Source organism: uncultured Succiniclasticum sp. (assembly GCF_902793885.1).
GTDB lineage: Bacteria > Bacillota > Negativicutes > Acidaminococcales > Acidaminococcaceae > Succiniclasticum.
Map to the genome: position 1 here is coordinate 26,395 of NZ_CADBFF010000017.1, position 21,162 is coordinate 47,556.

General features: G+C 46.6%; 16 protein-coding genes, 1 tRNA gene and 1 pseudogene. 16 read left to right on the forward strand and 2 right to left on the reverse strand.

Annotated features, from left to right (window positions below):
* Positions 1-142: 142 nt before the first annotated feature.
* Positions 143-190: pseudogene (locus QZV31_RS12995) on the reverse strand (hypothetical protein); the annotation flags it as partial.
* A gap of 230 nt (positions 191-420) precedes the next feature.
* Here QZV31_RS12995 and QZV31_RS09060 point away from each other — a divergent pair.
* The 6 genes from QZV31_RS09060 to QZV31_RS09085 all read left to right on the forward strand — a co-directional run bounded on the left by QZV31_RS09060 (position 421) and on the right by QZV31_RS09085 (position 3,875).
* The gene (locus QZV31_RS09060) at positions 421-843 is read left to right on the forward strand and encodes a hypothetical protein (protein ID WP_295359779.1); all 423 of its coding nucleotides are present in this window, start codon (positions 421-423) and stop codon (positions 841-843) included.
* A 55-nt stretch (positions 844-898) separates the two neighbouring features.
* Positions 899-974, forward strand: a tRNA-Ala gene (locus tag QZV31_RS09065).
* A 408-nt stretch (positions 975-1,382) separates the two neighbouring features.
* Positions 1,383-2,012, forward strand: coding sequence for a MotA/TolQ/ExbB proton channel family protein (locus tag QZV31_RS09070; protein WP_295359781.1), 630 nt, complete (start codon positions 1,383-1,385; stop codon positions 2,010-2,012).
* 77 nt (positions 2,013-2,089) lie between these two features.
* Positions 2,090-2,503, forward strand: a complete 414-nt coding sequence (locus QZV31_RS09075; RefSeq protein WP_295359783.1) for a biopolymer transporter ExbD — start codon at positions 2,090-2,092, stop codon at positions 2,501-2,503.
* Positions 2,500-3,162, forward strand: coding sequence for an energy transducer TonB (locus QZV31_RS09080; RefSeq protein WP_295359785.1), 663 nt, complete (start codon positions 2,500-2,502; stop codon positions 3,160-3,162). The genes QZV31_RS09075 and QZV31_RS09080 overlap by 4 nt, the downstream gene beginning before the upstream one ends.
* Positions 3,163-3,560: 398 nt before the next feature.
* Positions 3,561-3,875, forward strand: a complete 315-nt coding sequence (locus QZV31_RS09085; protein ID WP_295359787.1) for a hypothetical protein — start codon at positions 3,561-3,563, stop codon at positions 3,873-3,875.
* A 253-nt stretch (positions 3,876-4,128) separates the two neighbouring features.
* Here QZV31_RS09085 and QZV31_RS09090 read toward each other — a convergent pair whose 3' ends face one another.
* Entirely contained in the window at positions 4,129-5,058 is a 930-nt protein-coding gene (locus QZV31_RS09090) for a MerR family transcriptional regulator (RefSeq protein ID WP_295359789.1), read from the reverse strand.
* 162 nt (positions 5,059-5,220) lie between these two features.
* Here QZV31_RS09090 and QZV31_RS09095 point away from each other — a divergent pair, with 162 nt between their 5' ends.
* The 10 genes from QZV31_RS09095 (at position 5,221) to QZV31_RS09140 (ending at position 20,909) form a co-directional block, all read left to right on the forward strand.
* Complete coding sequence (locus tag QZV31_RS09095; RefSeq protein ID WP_295359791.1) at positions 5,221-6,261, forward strand: radical SAM protein; 1,041 nt, start codon at positions 5,221-5,223, stop codon at positions 6,259-6,261.
* Positions 6,262-6,263: 2 nt separating this feature from the next.
* Complete coding sequence (locus QZV31_RS09100) at positions 6,264-7,328, forward strand: ABC transporter substrate-binding protein (RefSeq protein ID WP_295359793.1); 1,065 nt, start codon at positions 6,264-6,266, stop codon at positions 7,326-7,328.
* 85 nt (positions 7,329-7,413) lie between these two features.
* The gene (locus QZV31_RS09105; RefSeq protein ID WP_366508709.1) at positions 7,414-8,439 is read left to right on the forward strand and encodes an iron ABC transporter permease; all 1,026 of its coding nucleotides are present in this window, start codon (positions 7,414-7,416) and stop codon (positions 8,437-8,439) included.
* Between the two features lie 14 nt (positions 8,440-8,453).
* Complete coding sequence (gene cobN, locus QZV31_RS09110; protein ID WP_295359797.1) at positions 8,454-12,245, forward strand: cobaltochelatase subunit CobN; 3,792 nt, start codon at positions 8,454-8,456, stop codon at positions 12,243-12,245.
* The gene (locus QZV31_RS09115; protein ID WP_295359798.1) at positions 12,242-13,345 is read left to right on the forward strand and encodes an adenosylcobinamide amidohydrolase; all 1,104 of its coding nucleotides are present in this window, start codon (positions 12,242-12,244) and stop codon (positions 13,343-13,345) included. Before cobN ends, QZV31_RS09115 begins: the two co-directional genes overlap by 4 nt.
* 73 nt (positions 13,346-13,418) lie before the next feature.
* Positions 13,419-14,369, forward strand: a complete 951-nt coding sequence (locus tag QZV31_RS09120) for a TIM barrel protein (RefSeq protein WP_295359800.1) — start codon at positions 13,419-13,421, stop codon at positions 14,367-14,369.
* A gap of 93 nt (positions 14,370-14,462) precedes the next feature.
* On the forward strand, positions 14,463-15,488 hold the full coding sequence (locus QZV31_RS09125) for an AAA family ATPase (protein ID WP_295359802.1): 1,026 nt from the start codon (positions 14,463-14,465) through the stop codon (positions 15,486-15,488).
* A 2-nt stretch (positions 15,489-15,490) separates the two neighbouring features.
* Complete coding sequence (locus QZV31_RS09130; protein WP_295359804.1) at positions 15,491-17,428, forward strand: VWA domain-containing protein; 1,938 nt, start codon at positions 15,491-15,493, stop codon at positions 17,426-17,428.
* A 421-nt stretch (positions 17,429-17,849) separates the two neighbouring features.
* Positions 17,850-19,796, forward strand: coding sequence for a TonB-dependent receptor (locus tag QZV31_RS09135; protein WP_295359806.1), 1,947 nt, complete (start codon positions 17,850-17,852; stop codon positions 19,794-19,796).
* Positions 19,797-19,979: 183 nt separating this feature from the next.
* Positions 19,980-20,909: an ABC transporter substrate-binding protein gene (locus QZV31_RS09140; protein ID WP_295359808.1), complete on the forward strand. Its 930-nt coding sequence runs from the start codon at positions 19,980-19,982 to the stop codon at positions 20,907-20,909.
* Positions 20,910-21,162 lie beyond the last annotated feature (253 nt).

Here is a 21,162-nt window from a genome sequence, read left to right on the forward strand (position 1 = left end):
CAGGGGATGCCCCGCCTGTACCGGAAGCTCTTCTGGGTGCTGAAGAAGGAGCAGATCGCGGTGCGCGTGGCACAGCAGGCGCAACAGGTCTTGAAACTTCTTCGTCGTCAGTTACCGGTGCTCCACAGTTCGAGCAAAACCTGTCGTCGTTATTTAAAGGCGTACCGCAGTTTTCACAAAAATTTGCCATGAATGTTTCCTCCTTTGCAAAAGTAAAAACTCAAAATAATAATAATTTTGTAATATAATGTTCCTTACAAGAATCTGCCAAAATGTTTCATTGTAGAGTTCAGTTATATTTTATACTATTGAGCAGACTTATGTAAATGCAACCGCAGAAAAATATTTTGAAATTTATTACTGCAATTTCCCGGGAAATATTGTAAAATAAAACACCGGATAAATTTGCGGAGGGCTGTCATGAAAAAGATTATAACACTTTTATTGGTTCTGCTATTACTGTTTAGCGGCGTGTGTTTTGCGGAAAAAAGCAAGCTGAAAAAGAATACGTGGACGCCGGTGCAGACAAGAACGGATAATTCCGTAGAGGTTCAGGATTTTTACAATCACAAGGAAGTGTATCACGAAGGTGATAAACAGGTTGGCCTGTGGTTCGTCACGTTTATTCCCAACCAGAAAGGCGCGGCACATTCCTATTTTTATGAAGCGGTTGTTTTGGATTACGCAAAGGGCCGATACAGAATTATCCGTGCTTACCAGGCAGATAAGAAGAATAAAAAAGTCAAGACATCGGATCAGCGTTTTGTGGATGCGGAATGGAAAAGCATTGCCGGGACAAAGTATGAAACGCTGTATCACAGAATGAAACCATCGATTTGGTAAGAAAGCTATTGACAAAGCACCCTTTTTTCCGTATAATATCGCTTGTAAAGCTTTTGGGGGCGTAGCTCAGCTGGGAGAGCGCTTGAATGGCATTCAAGAGGTCAGGGGTTCGATCCCCCTCGTCTCCACCAGAATCCATGCGGGTTTGCGAATTTTCGCAGACTCGCTTTTTTCCTTTTCTGGAGTTATGTACTTTTTTAATAAGCTGGCGTGAGGTCGTATCGTTCAACCCGGCGAATGTCAGGAAGCCGGACTTTCCGCAAAACCCCATGACCCTGCTCTCATACAGATTATATATTCTGCATGACGGTTATTCTAGACTGATGCATAACCGCTTATCTATCATATATTAATGAGTGCGTAGGGCTTAATCGCAGTTATCATGCTGATTCGTAACATAAAACCGGGTGTTTTTACACCCGGTTTTATGTTTTCCCGGAGTAAGAATTGCCAACTTGATTAAATGATTATTAGATGATATAATTCTAAATAGTAATCGTTTCTTTTAAGATAATAAAAGTATCAGGAGGCTATTCTAAATGAATTACTTTGCAACAGGATTAGATTATTTCATTAAGGGCGGCCCTGTCATGTATCCGCTGCTGCTTTGTTCTATTGCAGCCATTGCGATCTGCGTGGAACGCTATCTTTTTTTTAAAAAGGCAGACAGCGGCAGGGAGTTCACCAGACAGTTCTGTGATTACATAGAACAGGATAACTGGACAGATGCCAAGGCGCTGGCGGATTCAACCCGCGGTGAGATTGCCAAGTTGGCCACCATCTTTATGGCCAGACACGGGAACTATGAAAAGCTGGAGAACTTTGTCGGAATAAAAGCAGCAAGAGCACTAGATAAGTTCGAGCGCCGCCTGGATTATCTGAATGTTATTGTAGCGCTTGCGCCGGTTCTGGGTCTTTTGGGTACCATTACCGGCATGATTAGTTCTTTCAACAATTTCAGCAAAAGACTGGACGATCCGCTTATCGTTACAGCCGGTATTGGCGAAGCCCTGATTACCACGGTTTTCGGTCTTTGTATTTCTATTGTTGCTATCTGCATGTACGCCTACTTTAACCGCCGTCTTGCAGGAATCACGCTGAATGTGGAAGATATGAGCAACACACTGCTGGAAGCGATTGCCAAAAAGCTGGATAAACAGGAAGGCTGATACAACAGCGGGAAATACAGTTAACGCATTGACGGAAGCGATTGCGCAAAATTGGATAAAAAGGCGGGTAACGAAAAATGATTAAATTAAAATCCAGAAGAAATAAAATGCCGGCTATTATGCTGAGTCCTATGATTGATATGATGTTCCTGTTACTCATATTCTTCATTGTCAGTACCATGCAAATGACCGAACTGAAAACGATTCCGGTGAAACTGCCGGTTGCTACAGAAGCGGTGATCCAGAATACGGCGAAGTTCACGGTAACCATTAAGGATGACGGCGCTTACTGGCTCGCTGATAAAGTAATAAGCAAACAGGAACTGATCAATAAGGCGCGCGAGGAACAAAAGAAAGACGAGAAATTCCATATTGTTATACGCGCGGATGAAAACGTACAGTATAAGGCAGTGATAGGTCTTCTTGATTCGTTCAAAAAAGCAGGCGTGTCGCGTGTAGGCCTGGCGACGGAGAAGGACAATAAGAAATGAACAATGATGAAAAGAAGGGGCTGGCATTTTCCGTCCTTTTCCACATTGTCTGTTGTGCGCTGGTTGGTCTTCTTGTTCTGACCAATTTTCATACTTTCCCGGAAGAGCCGGTATATGATGTTGCCCTGGTGGGCGGTGGCGATGCAGCGCCTGAAGTGGCGCAGCCGGAACCCGAACCGGAGCCTGAACCGGAGGAAATCATAAAGCCCAAAGAAGACGACATTGTAGAAAAGAAGGAAAAGCCTGTTCCCAAGAAGCAAACGACGCAAAAGCCTTCCGCGAAGCCGAAATATACGGCGCCGGGTGGTACCGGGTCCGGCACCAAGCCGGGAACTAACGTTGGAAAAGGTGACGGTATCGGGCCGGCCAGTGATGCAATCCAGGCTCCGGCTGTACCGCCCCGGGTAACGCGTTCCCGTATGCCGTCCTATCCGGACTCGTGCCGTAAAAACGGGATTACCGGGACAGCGGTGGTACGTTTCCTTGTAGGAAAAAGCGGCGGCGTTGAATCTGTTGTACTGGCAAGATCCAGCGGCAACGGGGCTTTAGATCAGGCTGCCTTGAACGCGGCCGGCGGTTTCCGTTTCAAACCCGGACTGGACGGGTACGGGCGCCCGATTCGCTGTTATGCGTATCAGCCCTTTGCATTCAGGCTGTAATGTTAAGGAAACGCTGATTAATTCGTCTGCACGCTGCACAAACACATTTAATCAGCATCTCCTTAAAAAACCTGAGTGGAAATCAATATTTTACCAAATTGACCATATTCCTGATATACAGGGCCTGTCGAATGTGCAGAGCCCTGTATTCTGTTTTTGTGAGAAGTCATAACTATATTGCCGGTATACAGGTATGAAGTACCACAAACCGCCATGTTGCCTGCATCTGAAAAGGCGCTTGACTGTTTTCCCTGTATATAGTGTATAGTGTAATCGCAGGGAAATATTGCTTATATTCATTTAACCGGCGTTTCCTGCCAGTCATTTTGATAGCAATATCGTATGATTGCATAAAGGGATTCCCTGAGAAGATGCTAATTTAAAGGAGGAAAATCATTATGGCACATCCGAAGTTTGAAATTCCGGCTGATCCCCATGGAAAAGCACGTTATGAAAGCGCTAAACTACATGCGGAAGCAGCGAAGAAAGCAGGAAAATCTTCCGAAGAGATTCACGCGGTATTTAAAAAGGTAATGGAGTTTAATCCGGCTACTGATTTCGACAAAATTCCGAAAGATGAAGCTCATAAGAAATATCGCAGCGCGCTGGTTCATGCGATAAAGGCCAAAGAAGCCGGTAAAAGCGACGCAGAGATCCATGAAATCTTTGAAAAAGTGCTGAAGAGCACCAGTTCCGGTCATTGCAAAGCATAACAATCATTTCTGACAGAAAAATTTAAACAGGTTTTCTACCCGGGTACTGTTTTCAGTTAAAGGGCCTCCGGTAAATAAAAAACCTTTTTCCATATAATTATTTACGTAATTATGGGGAAAAGGTTTTTGTATTTGAACAAATAATTAAGGAGACACAAAAAAGTTTGTCTTTGCGTCTGCCGTTCGCAAAAAGATCCCGGCCATCGAACAAACACATTTAATCCGTATGCGCCTAAAACATTAAAAATGATGTTCAGGAAGTAACTTGGAAAAACAGTTTTGTCACATAATCCTGTTGATTTTGTGTAAACCAGTGATTTGTTACGGGCAGCACGAATACATCCCCTGCCGGTTTCAGTTTATATTTTTCCAATTGCTGCTGTATTTTTCTGCTGATTTCATCCGCTTTTTCATAAAACGTTCCGTCAAATGTCATTTCGCAGTACAGGCTTTCCGGTAAAGTCAGGATATAGTATTTTTTTGATCTGGCTTCTGCCTGGTTTTCATGAACGGTTGGTTTATCAGATGTATTCTGCTCAGGACCGGAGGATTCAACATGATGATTTTTAACCGGCCCGTTCAGGAAGAAAAAGAAGCCGGTTGAGGTATTGCTGCAATGACCCGAAAAAAAGTCTTCCTGCGTAATGACCCAGCCCTGTTGTTTTTCCAACAGGCTGCGGTTATGCAGGTTTTTATGACTGGCTCTGGCAAACAGGACAATACGGTCTTTCCCGCTGTCTTTTTCGGCAAGCGGATTGATTTTTAAATATCGCGGGGGATAGGAACGGATAAAAACCTGGTTGCGGAGTTCTTTTCGGTCTTCATTCAGTTTATCCGTGATGACAGAGATGGAACCCCGAATCCGTTCATTTTCCCGGATGATATCCGCGCATGCACGGTCCTTTTTCCGGAAGATTTCATCCAGCTTTTCCCTGCTTCTGTTATTCAGGTAGTCCTGGATATCGTTAATAGGAATGTCGAGAGACCGCAGGTTTACAATGATCTCCAGGTCAAGATATTGGGTGATTGAATAATGCCGGTATCCGTTTTCGCTGATAAAGTCAGGCGACAGCAGATGGATCTTATCATAATATAAAAGACTCTGTTTGGAAATGCCAAACATGGAAGCCAGTTCACCCGCTGTAAAATAGTTTTCGTACTGCTTTTTTGAAATATTATTCATACTAATTCCTTTTTGTCTTGACAATACAATAACTATATAGTTTAGTATTACTATAATATATTTATTATAGCATAGTTTTTAAATTTGGCAAAAATGATACAAACCAGTAACATGATTCAGATAAAATCAGGTAAATGAATCTGGTTGAAACGGAGAAAGAAAATGACAGCGGACCCGGTAATCCGAAATTTAATACTAAGTCTTACCGGGACCTGTAATTATGCCTGCGCATACTGTTATGCAGCATATCATCCGGAAAATAGGATGTCGGTGGACACGGCATTAAAAGCCGTTGATATGGCTGGGCAAAGCGGCCAGCCGTTTATCCTGCAATTTACCGGGGGAGAACCCCTGCTTGCGTTTTCCACAATCCGGGCGGTAACAGAACATGTTGAGGTAAAAGAGTACCCTGCGATTATCCAACTGCAGACCAATGCTTCTTTAATGACGGATGCGATCACAGAGTATCTGAAACATCATAAAATTGCTGTCGGAGTCAGCCTGGACGGCCGCCCGCCGGTCAATGATTCCCTGCGTAAAATGAAAAACGGAAACAGTGCTTCTGAGGCTACGATCCGGGGGATTCGCCTGCTGGCTGCCAAAAAGGTTCCCATCGGACTGACCTGTGTTGTTACGGACGCGAATGTAAAAGCCCTTCCCGGTATTGTGCAGATGGCATATTATCTCGGAAACGTAAGACAGATCGGTTTTGATCTGCTGCGTTGCCAGGGGAGGGGAACCGCGCTCCATCCTGCTGCGCCGCAGGACGTCGCAATGGCTGTGGAACAGTGTTATGCTTTGGCGCAACAGCTGGAAAAAGCAACAGGTATCCACATCCTGTTTTCGCAGCTTGAGAAGATCCGGAAAATTGCTTCGGGCAAGGCATGCTCTTTTGGTCAGTGTTATGCCATGCACGGGGAAGAAGCCTACGTAACCTCTGACGGAAAAATCTATGCCTGCTCTTCCCTGGCAGGCGATCCTGCGTTTTTGTTGGGGAACGTACAGGATGGCATGGATCCGGAAAGAACAAAAAAGGCCGGTTTATTTATTGCTGAAGCGATGCGTGCATGCAAGGAATGCCCTCACCTTTCTGTCTGCGGGGGAGGCTGCTTTACCCGCTGGCAGGGACGTAACGGCAAAGCGGAAGAAGAATGCGCTATGCAGCAGACGTTTGCAAAAATATATCTGGGCCAGGGTGTTTGACGATGCATACTTTTAATATATGTAATTTAACGAATAAAAAACGTTTTATCATACTGTTTCTCATCGTGCTGTTCCTGTTGACACTGCTGTGCGGCTGCAAGCAGGATGCGCCTGCAGAAGAAAAAACTCATTCTGCCGTGAAAAGCAGTTCGGATGTTAAACCGGCAGGCGGAAATCCGGAGCAGTCTTATTCTGCCAAAGACGATACGGGACGGACCCTTGTTTTCAAAACCAAACCCCGCCGGATCGTTTCCGTTACCTATGGCACGGACGAGATACTGAAAACACTGGCAGGACCGGAACGGATTGCAGCGTACAGCCGGCATGCGGGCGATCCGGAAATATCTTTTCTGAGTAAGGAAGATGTGAAGCGGGTCGGCAAAAAAGTTGAAAACAATTCGGAAGCCATCTTTGCCCTGCATCCGGATCTGGTGGTCATCTCAACCTCCACGGGGGCTGATGAATTACGTACGCTGGAGAGCATGGGCCTTACTGTCTATGTGGCCATGAGTCCGAAAACGTATCAGGAAATGCGGCAGAAAGTCCGCAATCTGGGAGTGGCGGCAGGTGAACCGCAGAAGACAGAAGATTTGCTCAAACGCATGGATGAACGTATGGCTTTGCTGGAAAAACGTTTACAGACAATACCGGATGACCGGAGAAGAACGGCAGTGGCTTTTTCCATGACCGGGCCCATGGGGCGCAAGGGGGAACTGTTTGATTCCATGATGAAACTGGCCCACGTAATCAATGGCGCTGCAACGGTCCATCCTTTGGGGATGAAAGGACAGATCAGTAAAGAACAGGTGGTGCAGGTGAATCCCGATATGTTTTTGCTACCGACCTGGAATTATGACAAACATTCCGATCCGGAAAAGTTTGCCAGGGAATTGATGGAAGATCCGGCTTACCGTAATGTGAAAGCAGTAAAAAACAGGAAAATGGTTTATGTATCAGACCGGTACCGGTATGTGGCAAGCCATCATATTGTGGACGCTGTGGAAAATATTGCCTATGCTGTATACCCCGAACTCTTTCCGGAGGGGAAACCGGAGGACCAGGAATAAAGATTTGATTTGTATTGTTAAGGAGACGAATTCATCAGCATCTCCTTAAGTTTAATGATATGTTTTGTTGAGGAGGTTCCCTTTGATTAAGAACAAACGCGCCGCATTGCTGGGACTTGTCATTCTGCTGTTGTGCGTGACAGCTTTGTCTCTGACATTCGGCCAGATTCCGGTGCCGGTAAAAAATACGCTGGCTGTTGTCTGCCATCAGACGGGACTGCCTTTTTTTACAGAAAAAGATTTTACCCAGGAGCAGCTTGCTGTAATCTGGTTTATCCGTATGCCGCGTATGGTAGTGGGGGTTTTGGTTGGCGGAGCATTAGGGATGTGCGGCGCGGTCATGCAGGGAATCTTCAGTAATCCGCTGGCGGATCCCGGCATCATCGGTATTTCCGCAGGCGCTGCAACGGGAGCCGTGCTGGCCATTGCTACGGGTTTTGCCACACAAAGTATGTTCACCATGCCCGCATTTGCGCTCTGTGGCAGTATCTGCGCGGTTGCGCTGACGGTCTTTCTGGCTGCCCGGAACGGAAAAATCCCGGTAATGACATTACTTCTGGCAGGCGTTGCGGTCGGTATGCTGCTGGGAGCTCTAACGTCAGGCATACTGACTTTTATGAACGAACAGAAATTGCAGCAGTATCTCTTCTGGATGGTAGGCGGTCTGGATTACCGGCGCTGGGAACATGTTTATCTGGCTGTCGGGCCGATTGCTTTTGGTATCGTGATCATGTTGCTGCTTGCTAGGCACCTTAATATCCTGGTACTGGGTGAAACCGAAGCCAGAGCGGTAGGCATGCCGGTTATGTATTTTCGTATGGGTCTGCTGCTGGTGTCTGCCATGACTACGGCAACTTCGGTATGTGTTAGCGGCAACATCGGCTTTGTGGGACTGGTGATCCCCCACATGATGCGGATGCTGCTGGGACCGGACCACCGGGTGCTGCTTCCCGCCAGCGCGTTAGGCGGAGCGTTATTCCTTGTGGTTTGCGATTCACTGGGGCGCGTGGTCCTGGCGCCGGCGGAAGTGCGCGTAGGCATCATGACCGCATTGCTGGGTACCCCGTATTTCTTATATCTGTTGCGTAAGATGCAGAAAGAAAAAATGTAATTTGGGAGAAAAACATGAGCAAGATTATTTTCATGACCAATGTGATCCGTCGTTTCGGCATCATGCAGCAGATGCTGGACAAACTGCAGAATAACGGGGAAATGCAGGGAGATTTTTCCTGCTGGTGGGTAACAGATAATACAGAATGGAACGCAGACGCTGAAAAACGTCTGGCAGGTACGGATTTTCTGCTGCTGAAGTGGATGGGCAGCGGACTGACGACCACATTTCTGAAACGGGTACACGCCTATGTGCAGCAGAAGAATATAGCCTATTATATTGATGCGGCTGGCGGAGATGACGACAACCTGATTCAGGGCATTACACCGGAACAGGAAAATGCTATCCGCTTATATTCCGTTTACGGGGGCGAAAGCAACCTGTATCATCTCTGGCAGTATATGGACGGACTGGCTGCGGGAGATACTTCTGCTGTGGCAAAACCGGATCCTATCCATTGGACGGGAATCTTTCACCCACGGGCAAAAAAGGTATATACGGATCTGGCAGAGTATGAAAAAGATTTCTGCAGCCCGGGGCGGCTTACAGTAGGAATCCTGTTTTACCGGGATGAATGGGTGTGGGGCGACCTGGAATATCAGAGCCGGCTGATTGAAGAAGCGGAAAAGCAGGGGCTTAATGTCATCTGTGCCTTCAGCAACGGAATGCCCTATAAAGAAATGGGAATGCCTACGCTGGATGAAGTGTTCAGCCGCTTTTTCTTTAAAAAGGGATTTCCCGTAATAGATGTTTTTATCAATATAACCAAATTCTCCCTGACAGCCAGCGGCGCCCTTAAACTGGATTTTCTGAAACAGTGGAATGTACCTGTACTGGCTGCCTATACGCTTCTTACGGAATATGAAGAGTGGAAGGACAATCTGGAAGGCATGAACGCCATGGAGGTTTCCATTTCCATCTCCCTGCCGGAATTTGACGGTGTGACCCACGGTGTGCCGGTCGCAACCAAAAAAGTACTGGATAACGGGGATATCCGGTATATCCCGATCCCTGAGCGTATCGCCCATATGATCAGCAAGGCCAAAAAATGGGCCGTGTTGCGCCATAAATCAAATGCCGATAAAAAAATAGCGATAATTTTCCATAATTATCCTCCGAAGAATTCCAATATCGGCAGCGGGCTGGGATTAGATACTATTGAAAGCGTGCGGCTTTTGCTGGCCAATATGAAAGAACGCGGGTACAAAGTTGAGTTTATTCCGCAGGATACCAGAGAGTTTATTAAAATACTCACCAGCCACGCAACCAATGACCGCTCCATGCTTTCGGCAAAGCAGCTGGAAGAAGCCAACAAGATTTCCGGGGAAGAATACGGAGCGTTTTACAGTCAGTTTGAAGAGAAAGTACAGAACCAGCTCGCCAAAGACTGGGGAAGTGCCCCGGGCAGCGTTATGGAATATGGCGGAAAGCTGATGGTGCCGGGAACCATGGACGGAAATGTCTTCATTACGGTACAGCCGCCCAGAGGATTTGGCGAAGATCCGGCAAAGATATACCACTCTCCTTTCTGCGCGCCGACACATCATTACCTTGCTTTTTACCAATGGGTGCGGGATATCTGGAAAGCGGATGCAGTGGCACATATCGGTACCCACGGCTCCCTGGAATGGCTGCCGGGAAAGAATGCAGGCCTCAGCGCGGGTTGTTATCCTGATTTGTCATTGCGGGATCTGCCCAACATGTATATTTACAATATGACCATTACGGGCGAGGGAATCCAGGCCAAGCGGCGCGGGGCTGCCGTACTGGACGAACATCTGCCCGCGCCCCAGTCCCAGGCCGGCACCTATGATGAACTGGAAGAACTGGAAAAAGCGATGGAAGAATATGTTCATTTCCAGCGGACCGCGCCGGAAAACCTGCCCCGTCTGGAAGAACTGGTGCTGGCAAAGGTTAAAGAAGCGAATCTGGACGGCGAGGTTGAACGGGAAGAAGGCCAGCCTTTCGAAGAATATCTGGGCGACCTTCATAATTACATTACCGATTTAAAAAATATGGAGGTCCATACAGGCCTTCATGTTTTGGGAGAGCCGCCGAAGGATGATGGGCTGACGGAATACCTCTGGCTGCTGACCAGGCTGGACAACGGTAATATTCCGAGCCTGAACCAGACGCTGGCGTCCCAATACGGATATGATTATTATTATCTGCTGGAACACAGCTCAGAAATATATGAACCGCTGCAGATCACGTTTAATATGCTGATCGACCGTATCGGTGAACAGTGCAGGGACGTGATCCGCATTTTGCAGGACCATGATTTTTCCGATGCCGGCATACAGGCAGTCATGCAGCAGGTCTGGGTAAAAGAAGCGGCCTCAAAACCGCCGGTACAGATTCTGGCAGGAGCATCCCGTACGGCTGCGGATCAGAACATACAGGAAACACCGAAATCGTTTGATGAAAAACTGCGTACAGTTTGCGAATATATCTGCCATACCGTGTATCCCAACCTGATGCTGACTTCACAGGAACAGGCTACCATGCTGCGCGGGTTTGAGGCAGAATATATTGAACCGGGGCCCAGCGGGGCTCCCAGCAGCGGCGGGGCAGATTTGCTCCCGACGGGCCGGAATTTTTACGGCGTGGATCCCCGGACATTGCCTACCGCGGCAGCCTGGGAAATCGGCAAAAGCCTGGGCGACCAGGTAATCAGCCGGTTTATTGAAGAAGAAGGACATTACCCGGAGAACATCGGTATTGTGTTATGGGCCGGAGCGAACATGCGCAGCCACGGCCAGTGCCTTGCGGAGTTTCTGTACCTGCTGGGCGTGAAGCCGGTCTGGCAGCCGGGCAGCCTGCGGGTCATCGGCCTCGAAGTGATGCCGCTTAACGAATTGAAACGGCCCCGCATAGACGTTACCGCCCGGATCAGCGGACTGTTCCGGGACAGCATGCCGGGCGCCGGTGAAATGCTGGACAAAGCGGTGCTGAAGGTTGCCGCGCAGGAAGAAGATCCGGAACAAAACTATGTCCGCAAACATATTATGGAAGACAGCGCAGAATTAGAAAAAGAAGAAGGCATGGTTAAAGAAGAAGCATGGCGTACCGCGGCATTCCGTATCTTCGGCGATGAACAGGGAGTCTACGGCGCCGGCGTGGCTGCTTTGCTGGAGGCAAAGAACTGGGAAACGATTGACGATATCGCTGACGTGTATGTACGGTGGGGCGCTCATGCCTACGGCGGTAAAACCAGGGGCAAATTCCTTCCCAAACAGTTCCGGAAACGGATGGGAGTATTGGATATCACAATCAAGAATGAGGATAATCACGAAACCAACATGCTCAGCAGCGATGACTACAATGCCTACCACGGCGGCATGATCGCGGCGGTGCGCAGCATCAAAGGCAGCGCTCCCAAATCCTATTGCGGGGACAGCACAGACCGGAGCCGTGTTACCATGCACAGCGTGCAGGAAGAAGCGAAACGCCTGTTCCGCAGCGAGGCTATCAATCCGAAATTCATCGAAGGCATGATGAAACACGGATACAAAGGCGCCGCGGACATGAGCAACATGGTGGCCCACAGCTACCAGTGGGACGCCACCAGTAAAGTGATGGAAGACTGGATGTATGAAAAATACGCGGAAAAATATGTGTTGGATCCCAAAGTGCAGGAATGGATGCGGGACGTAAACCCCTGGGCCCTGAAACGGACAACCGAAGTGTTACTGGAAGCTTCCCAGCGGGAACTGTGGCATGCAAAAGAAGAAACACTTCAGGCATTGCAGCGCTTATGCCTGGATGTGGACGGTGAGTTGGAAGAACAGGCGGATGAAGCATGAGCAAGGATACGGTTACCGAAAAATTATATACATTGTCTACAGGCGACGAAGTGTACCGCTATGAAAAAAGCATTGTTGTTTTTTTCAAAGGCAGGCGTAAAGTTCTCAGTACGTCAGTATTTAACGGGGGATATCACGAGAACTATAACGCGGTGTTTAACCATGATGCCAAACAGGGAGCCGGCATGCCATGTGAAATGCTGGCTCCCACTTACACCGAACATATGCAGATCCTGTCCGGGCGGCTGGGTTTGAATCCGGAAACCGTAACGGGCATGGGAACGGCGGCGGATATGGAAAACGCAGCGATTGAGACATTGTCTTATCAGAATCTCACAGTAACAGCTATTGTTACTGGCGGTATCGAAACAAACGGAGGCCGGGTGGGAGATCCCGCCGACTTTTTTAAACCGCTGGAAAAAGCGGACAAAGCCGGGACTATCAATATCATGCTTGTGCTGGATACGGATCTTCCCCCCGGAACCCTGACCCGGGCCCTGGTGACCTGTACGGAAGCCAAAACCGCGGCAATTCAGGAACTGCTGGAAGGAAGCAAGTATTCCAATGGAATCGCTACCGGTTCGGGAACCGATACCACCATTGTTGTGGCCAACAGTGAATCGCCGTTGTATCTGGAAGGGGCCGGTAAACATTCCAAACTGGGCGAGTTAATTGGCCGGGCGGTTAAAGAAGCGGTCAAAAAGGCATTGGACAAACAGACTGGACTGAATCCTCAATCGCAGCACAATGTGTTAAAACGTCTGCAGCGCTTTGGCGTGAACAAGACTACGTTATGGAAAAAATATCTGGTTGCAGGCAAGAAGGGAGATGCTCTGCTGAAACCTGAGTTTCTGGCAAAAGCGGAAGCCCTGGCAAAAGAAGAAAAGATGTTGACATACACTTCATTGTATATTCATTTGCTGGATCAGTTTTTATGGGGATTGCTGCAGGAAAAGGAAACAAAGGACGGAGCAGAGGCGGTACTTGGAATTCTGGCACAGGCCTACGGCATAAAGCCTTTGAAAATTGAAAAGAAGGTTTCCCAGGAGTCCATGACGGAAATCTGGCAGCAAATGTTTTTAGCAGTTCTGCAAAAGTAAACCTGCAGTCTGCAAACAGGCGGTGTCTTTTCATAAACACAAATATATAATTTGTCTGAGGGGAAGTTTGAGCATGGTGCAGTTATTTAATTTCTGTGTATATCATGATTATGTAAAGCAACTGGAGGAGACGGGAAAAACATTACCGGAATATGTAAAATATCTGGGCTTGGACGGGATCGAACATCTGATTTACGGAAAGGAAGCACCGGAACCGGCTTTCAAAGAATCTTCCGTGGGAGTCCATCTGGCTTACTGGCCGTACTGGGTGGGATTCTGGAAGAACAATAAATCCCGGCTAAAGCGGGAATTCAAGTCTGCAAAAGCAAGAAATGACTGTTACTTCGGCGCCCTGAACAAGGATGAATGGCTGTCGGTCATACAGCAGCATCTGATTGCCGCCGCCGTGGTAAAACCGGAATATATGGTCTGGCACGTTTCGGAGGCGGATGTACAGGAAACCTATACCTTCGATTTTCAGTATTCGGATCTGGAAGTGCTGGAAGCGGCTGCCGATGTTTTCAATGCTGTTTCCATGGCTGTTCCGTCTCACATAACCGTCCTGTTTGAGAATCTCTGGTGGCCTGGGCTGCGGCTGACAGATCCGGACAACGTGAAATACTTTTTCGAGCGTATCCGACGTAAAAATGTGGGCATCATGCTGGATACCGGGCACCTGATGAACACCAATCCCGAACTGCAAAATGAAGCAGAAGCGGCGGATTACGTCTGCCGGACCGTTGAGAACCTGGGCGAACTGGCGGAACTGATCAAAGGCGTCCACTTAAGCTGCTCCTTATCAGGCGCCTATCAGAAGAGTTTTGTGCATGAGTATGATCGGCGCACGACCTTTGCGGATATGTATAAACACATCGTGCAGATTGACCGGCACCAGCCCTTCCGGACAAAAGCGGCCCGCAGGATACTGGATTTTATACAGCCAAAGTATATAACCCATGAAATGATTTACAGTTCATTGACGGAACTGGAAGAAAAACTTAAAATACAGCTTTCCAACTGCTGACACGGGACAGCAGGGGAAAGGCGTGAAGTGTTCTCTCACATATCAAATCGTTTAGCTGATAGTAAACAGATACTGATACCCAAGGAGGAAGTAATGAAACGCAGAGGAGTCTATCCTTTTACTGCCATTGTGGGGCAGGAAGATATGAAACTGTCACTGATTTTAAACGTAATCAATCCGGCGCTGGGCGGTGTTTTGATTAAAGGTGAAAAAGGAACAGCCAAATCAACGGCAGTCCGTGCCCTGGCGGAATTATTGCCGGCCATGGAAGCGGTGAAAGGATGTCGTTTTCATTGTGATCCTTTACAGGAAAATTTTTTATGTGATGACTGTACGGAAAAATTTCATTCAGGTGAACTGAAAGAAGCTGAATCGCTGAAGATGCGTGTGGTGGAACTTCCGGTCAGCGCAACGGAAGACCGCGTGGTAGGCACGCTGGATGTGGAATATGCGATCAAGCACGGGGAAAAGAAGTTTGAACCGGGCCTGCTGGCCCAGGCCAACCGGAACATTTTATATGTAGATGAAATCAACCTGCTGGACGATCACGTGGTGGACGTGCTGTTGGACGCGGCTGCCATGGGTGTGAACACGGTGGAACGGGAAGGGGTTTCTTATTCCCACCCTGCCAGATTTGTATTGGTAGGTACCATGAACCCGGAAGAAGGGGATATCCGGCCCCAGCTGCTGGACCGTTTTGCCTTGTCCGTAACGGTCACGGGCGAGCATGACCGGGAAAACCGGAAAGAAGTCATCAAACGCCGTCTGGCTTATGAAGCGGATCCGGAAGGTTTTATTGCTTCTTATCAGAAGGAACAGGAGGAATTGGCGGACAAAATCGTGGCGGCAGGAAAGCTGCTGCCGGAGGTTACCGTGCCGGACGTGATGCTGGATAAGGTGGCGGACCTGGCTATCAATCTGGGAGTGGACGGGCACCGTTCCGATATTACGATGATAAAGACAGCCATGACCATGGCGGCCTTCCGCGGTAGCAGGGTAGTTAATGCGGAAGACCTGAAAATCGCGGCAAGGCTGGCACTGCCGCACCGTATGCGGCGCCGTCCCTTTGAAGACGGAACGCTGGATATGGAAAAAGTGCTTGCAGCCCTGGAAGGATAATTATGTCTGATTATTTCAAGTGTTATCCCTTTGTTGCCGTAACAGGACAGGAACAGGCAAAACGGGCCATCCTTATCGCATTGGTCAATCATAAGGCGGGCGGACTCCTGATCAGCGGTGTGACCGGCACGGCAAAGTCCGTGCTTGTGCGCGGCGCGGCGGAACTGTCCGGGGACAGGAAACTGTTGAACCTGCCGCTGAACGTCACGGAAGACATGCTCTTTGGCAGCATTGATCTGGAATATGCGGTTACACAGGGGGAAAGACGGTTTGAACCCGGTCTGCTGGGCCGGGCTGACGGAAATATTATTTATATTGATGAAGTGAACCTGCTCCGACCGGAACTGCTAACTGCCGTACTGGATATCAACATGGCAGGAGAAAACCGGGTGGAAAGGGACGGTATTTCTTTTGTCCATAAAACAGAATACACCGTAATAGGCACCATGGATCCCCATGAAGGCGTGCTGCCAAATCACCTGCTGGACCGTTTCGGACTGTTTGTGGAAACAGAAAACCTGAAAGAAAAAGAACAGCGCAAAGAAATCATGCAGCGTCTTTTGGATTTTGCAAAGGACGCAACCACATTCCGCACAGAATATAAAGAAAAAACGGAACAGTTGCAGGCGCAGATTTCCAAAGCACGAGAACTGTTGCCTGACGTTGAGATCAGCGATGCCATGATGGAACTGGCGGTGCAATACTGTTCCCAGGCGTTTTGTGCCGGGCACCGGGCTGATCTGTATCTGCTGGAAACGGCAAAGGCCATAGCGGCACTGGCGGGGAGGGTCTACATTTTGCCTAAAGATATGGAAGAAGCGGCGCTGTATGTGCTGCCGCACCGTATGCGCAAGCCCCCGGAACCCCAACCGGAAGAACAGCCGCCTCAGGAAGAACCAGAGGACAGCGAGGAACCGCCGGACACGGAAGACGATGACGCGGATCCGGATAACGATTCGGAAGACATGATGCCGCCCCCGCTGCCGGAACAGGACAACGGTGCGGAAAATGCTGACGAAGATAAACCGGATCCGGAGGAAGACGGTCAGGAGCCGCCGGAACAGGATCCGCAAAATAACTCTAACCAGGAAGACAAGGTTGACGGAATCGATATGCATTTCCCCTTTCCCAAAATGATTCTGGATATGGGAAAAGACCAGATCAAACGCAAAGGCAGCGGTAAACGAAGCCTGACGAAAACAGACCTGAAACAGGGGCGCTATGTGAGGGCAGAGCTTCCTAAAGAAAAAGTGAACGATCTGGCCTTTGACGCAACAATCCGGGCCGCAGCGCCTTATCAACGGCACCGCCCGAAAAACGACTGCGCCATCAATATCCAGCAGACGGATCTGCGGCAGCGTGTCAGGGAAAAACGGATTGGTACAACTTTTCTGTTTTTAGTTGATGCCAGCGGTTCCATGGGCGCCCAGGAACGCATGAAAGCAGTGAAGGGAGCCATCTTTGCCATGCTGCAGGAAGCTTACCAGAAACGGGACAAGGTGGGCATGATTGCTTTCCGGCGAAAAGTGGCGGAAGAACTGCTGCCCATTACCCGCAGCGTAGACCTGGCGCAGAAACGGCTGGCGGAACTCCCTACCGGCGGTAAAACGCCTCTGGCGGAAGGACTGGCCCAGGCGTTTATTACGTTGGACATGCAGAAACGCAAAGAACCTGATACAGAGCCGGTACTGGTGTTGGTAACCGACGGGCGCGCTAATTCCGTTGTGCAGGATGGGGAAGACCCGGTAGAAAGCGCAATGAAGCTGGCAAGACAGATTCATAAAGCAAAAATAACTTCCGTAGTCATTGATACAGAAACGGATTATATTAAATTAGGAGTTGCCCGCCAGGTCGCAGCGGAAATGGGAGCCAATTATTACAAACTGAAACAGTTGTCTCAGGGAGATATTTTACATATAGTACGGAATTTGGGAATATAAAACTAAAAGTTAGAGAGAATTAGTAAAATCAAAAAGCGTGGTATGAACAGACTGCTTTGAATTAATGCGTCGTTTTCATATCACGCCTTTTGTTTTTGTTAAAAAGTGTTAATTATTGAGCATTAAAACTGAGCTTAAAACTGCTTATATTTAATGGTTTTATAAAATATTAGAAAAAATATTGACTATATTCTAAGTATATAGTTTATTATATAAAAAATAAATATTATTAAAAATAAATATTATTAAAATGTAATTTTTTATAAAGTTACAATCAAGAAACGGCATTATTAGGACGTCTATATTTTGCGGTTCGACATATAAAAAAGCAGATTGCGAATAGAGTACTGCAGGACCATGAAAGACTGGCTGCAGGAAATATTTTCAATAAATATGATTTAAAAAATGAGAGGTGTTTGTGATGAAGAAGAGATTGACCAAAGGAATGCTGATGACAGCATTGATTTGCGGGACAATCAGTGTTTTACCGTTTGGGGGAACTGTTGCTCATGCGGAAGATGCTACGACCGAAGAATCTGCGTTGCAGGGATTTACGTTAGATCAGATTGTTGTGACGGCGACGAGAACACCCGTGACTGAATTTGATGCGCATGCGAATTTAAGTGTAATTACGGCAAAGGATATTGAGAATCGTCATTACACTACAGTAAAAGATGCGTTACGAGACGTTCCCGGTGTTGTAATTTATGAATACGGCAGTCCCGGTCATGAAATGAGTAGTTCAATTAGATTGAACGGTTCAAATCAGGTTGTTGTGTTGGTAGATGGGGTGAGAGTTTCACAGTCTGATATTACCCCATTGGCTTCAACTATGTTTGTTCCAGTAGAAAATATCGAACGGATTGAAACACTTAAAGGTGCTGCATCTGCTCTGTATGGCGCTGATGCAAAAGGTGGTGTTATTAATATTATTACAAAACAAACCGCAGAACCTGTAACAAAAATCAGGGCAGAAGCTGGTAGTTTTGGAGCACAGGAATATGCGCTTTATACCCAGGGGACAACGGAAAATAAAAAATTAACTTATCGTGTCAATGCAAAGATTAATAAATTAGGTGACGCTAAAGACGGACATGGGGACAAAATTATTCAAGATTTAGATGCGAAAACCATTGGTTTTTTCTTGAAAAATGAATTTAGTGAAGGAACTGATTTGTCTATAGGTTATAACAAGTACAAATCAGATTTTAAATATGAAGATAAGTTTTATGGTGGCGGTATTACTAACGGAAATACAGATACTGATGAATGGACTGTAATTTCTAATCAAAAGTTTAATGAAAAAGTTGCTAACAGGTTTGCATTAAAATATTTGAAGTTCAATAACAAGTATTCAGATCTTTCTCCTGCTACTACTCAGTACAAATCCCGGAGTTGGGAAATTGATGATCAGTTAACTGCAAAGTTAAGTGATTCAAATACTCTGGTAGTAGGATTAAATTACATGCATGATAAATTTGATTTTGCGTCTGAAGATATGTGGTGGGGTCGGTCAGACATTAATGAAACCATTATAAAGAAAGCTATTTTCTTGCAAGATGAATGGAAATTTGCTAAAAAATGGGATTTGAACACAGGATTGCGTTATGATAATCATTCTATTGCCGGGAGTGCCTTTACTCCTCGCTTTAATGTAGGTTATGAAGCTGACAAGAACAATAACATGTATCTTTCTTACAACAGGTTCTTCGTAGCGCCAACAGCTTACCAATATTTTTCCACATATTATGACGTTGGAAACAGAAATCTTAAACCGGAAAAAGGCTATACATGGGAGATTGGATGGAATCACAAGTTTGATGACACTGCTTCCTTGGCAACTCATTTATTCTATCGAAAATCTCATGATGCTGTTGGTTATGATAATGCAACCTGGAAATATGGTAATATTGAAAAAGAAAAGGCAAAAGGATTCGATATACAGTTTAAGAAGGCTTTTGAAAAGGGCTTTTCAATGTCTTTAGGGTACACTTATACGAATACTAAACAGACAACAGATGGCAATGTTAATCACAATGTAAGCGGCTTTGTTCCGAAACATGCAATTAATTTGGGCTTATCATACAACAGCAAAAAGTTTGACGTTGATTTGATGGCAAGAGCATGTTTAGATAGAAATAGCACTATACCAGGTTTCTTCCCTTCAAAAAATTATGTTGTAACTGATTTGGCAGTTAATTATAAACCTATCAAGGAATTAAAAGCTTATATTAAAGTGAATAATCTGTTCGATAAATTCTATACTGAATGTTCTGCAGTAGAATCTTATGATCCGGTTGGAACAGCTGGACGATGGTATACCATGCCCGGACGTTCTATTGTTGCGGGCGTTGAGTATTCATTCTGACGATTTACATAAGAAAGATGAATCGAGAAATCGATTCATCTTTCTTTTTCATTGATTGCGCCATGAGTGTGCGCAACTAAAACATGCGATATGAATGTTTAATAAGAGCTTGAGATGAATAATAAATGGAAACACAGAAAAGTTAAATGTTTTATAATCCTACTAATGCTGGTATCGCTTATAATGTGTTTTCCCGGACGCAAAAGTGAAAAAGCAGGTACCTCTTCAAAAAACACTGCTAAACTGCAATCTTCTTACACCATAACAGATGATACCGGTCTTACGCTTCAATTTACCGAAAAACCTAAACGTATCGTTTCCTATTCCATTAGTACAGATGAAATTCTGATAGCATTGGTCAAGCCGGAGCGTATTGTAGCTTTATCAAGACTGGTAGATGATCCCGGCGTTTCCAGTATTGTTAAAGAAGCGAAGCAGATTCCCAACCGGGTGCAGGGAAACAGTATGGAAGGCGTACTGGCATTCAAGCCGGATCTGGTGATCATACCGGATTTTCATCCGCCGGAAATGCTGCAGTCTGCGCGGGAACTTGGGCTGAAAGTCTATATTTACAAAACACCATCAGATATTAAAAGAGTAAAAAGGTCTATTCGCCAGATAGCTGCCCTGACAGGTGAAAAGGATAAAGGGGAAGCCATCATCGCCAAAATGGAAGCAAGAATTAAACAGGTGCAGCAACGTCTGGCCAATATTCCGGCATCACAGCGCAAGCGTGTCATACAGCTTCGGTCAGAGGGGGCATTTTATGCACCGGATAACAGTTTCGGAGATGTATGCCGCCACGCGGGAGTCAGCGACGCAACACTGGAACTGAAATATCCCAGCGCTATGGAGATCACCCAGGAAAAAGTTGTCGAACTGAACCCGGATATTATTTTTGTGCCCGACTGGGACTATGACGGAAAACACAACCCCGATGGAGAAAAACGAAAAATACTGAATAATCCTTCATACCAGGGAATGAAAGCGGTACAACAGGGAAAAGTCTATACGATTTCCGGCGCGCTGGTGCTTACCGTATCACAGTACATTGCGGATGCAGTGGAAGAAGTAGCAAAAATGTCCTATCCTGAGGTGTTCGGAAAGAGTTAACCGTGTTACATATATTATTGTAAATACTTTTTAAATTGAATATAATTATCGTATGGTAAACATAACCATTTCTACTCGTAACGGCTGTGGAATAGAACATTGGAAGTATTTATTGTCATAGCCGAGGCGGTTTGTCTCCGGCGGAAGTCTAAATTTCGGGTATATAACAATACAGTTTAACAGTAGTTCATTGTATTTTTAAAGGACAAAACTATGCGCTTAAGAAAGATTCTAACCCTGTTTCTTTTTTCAT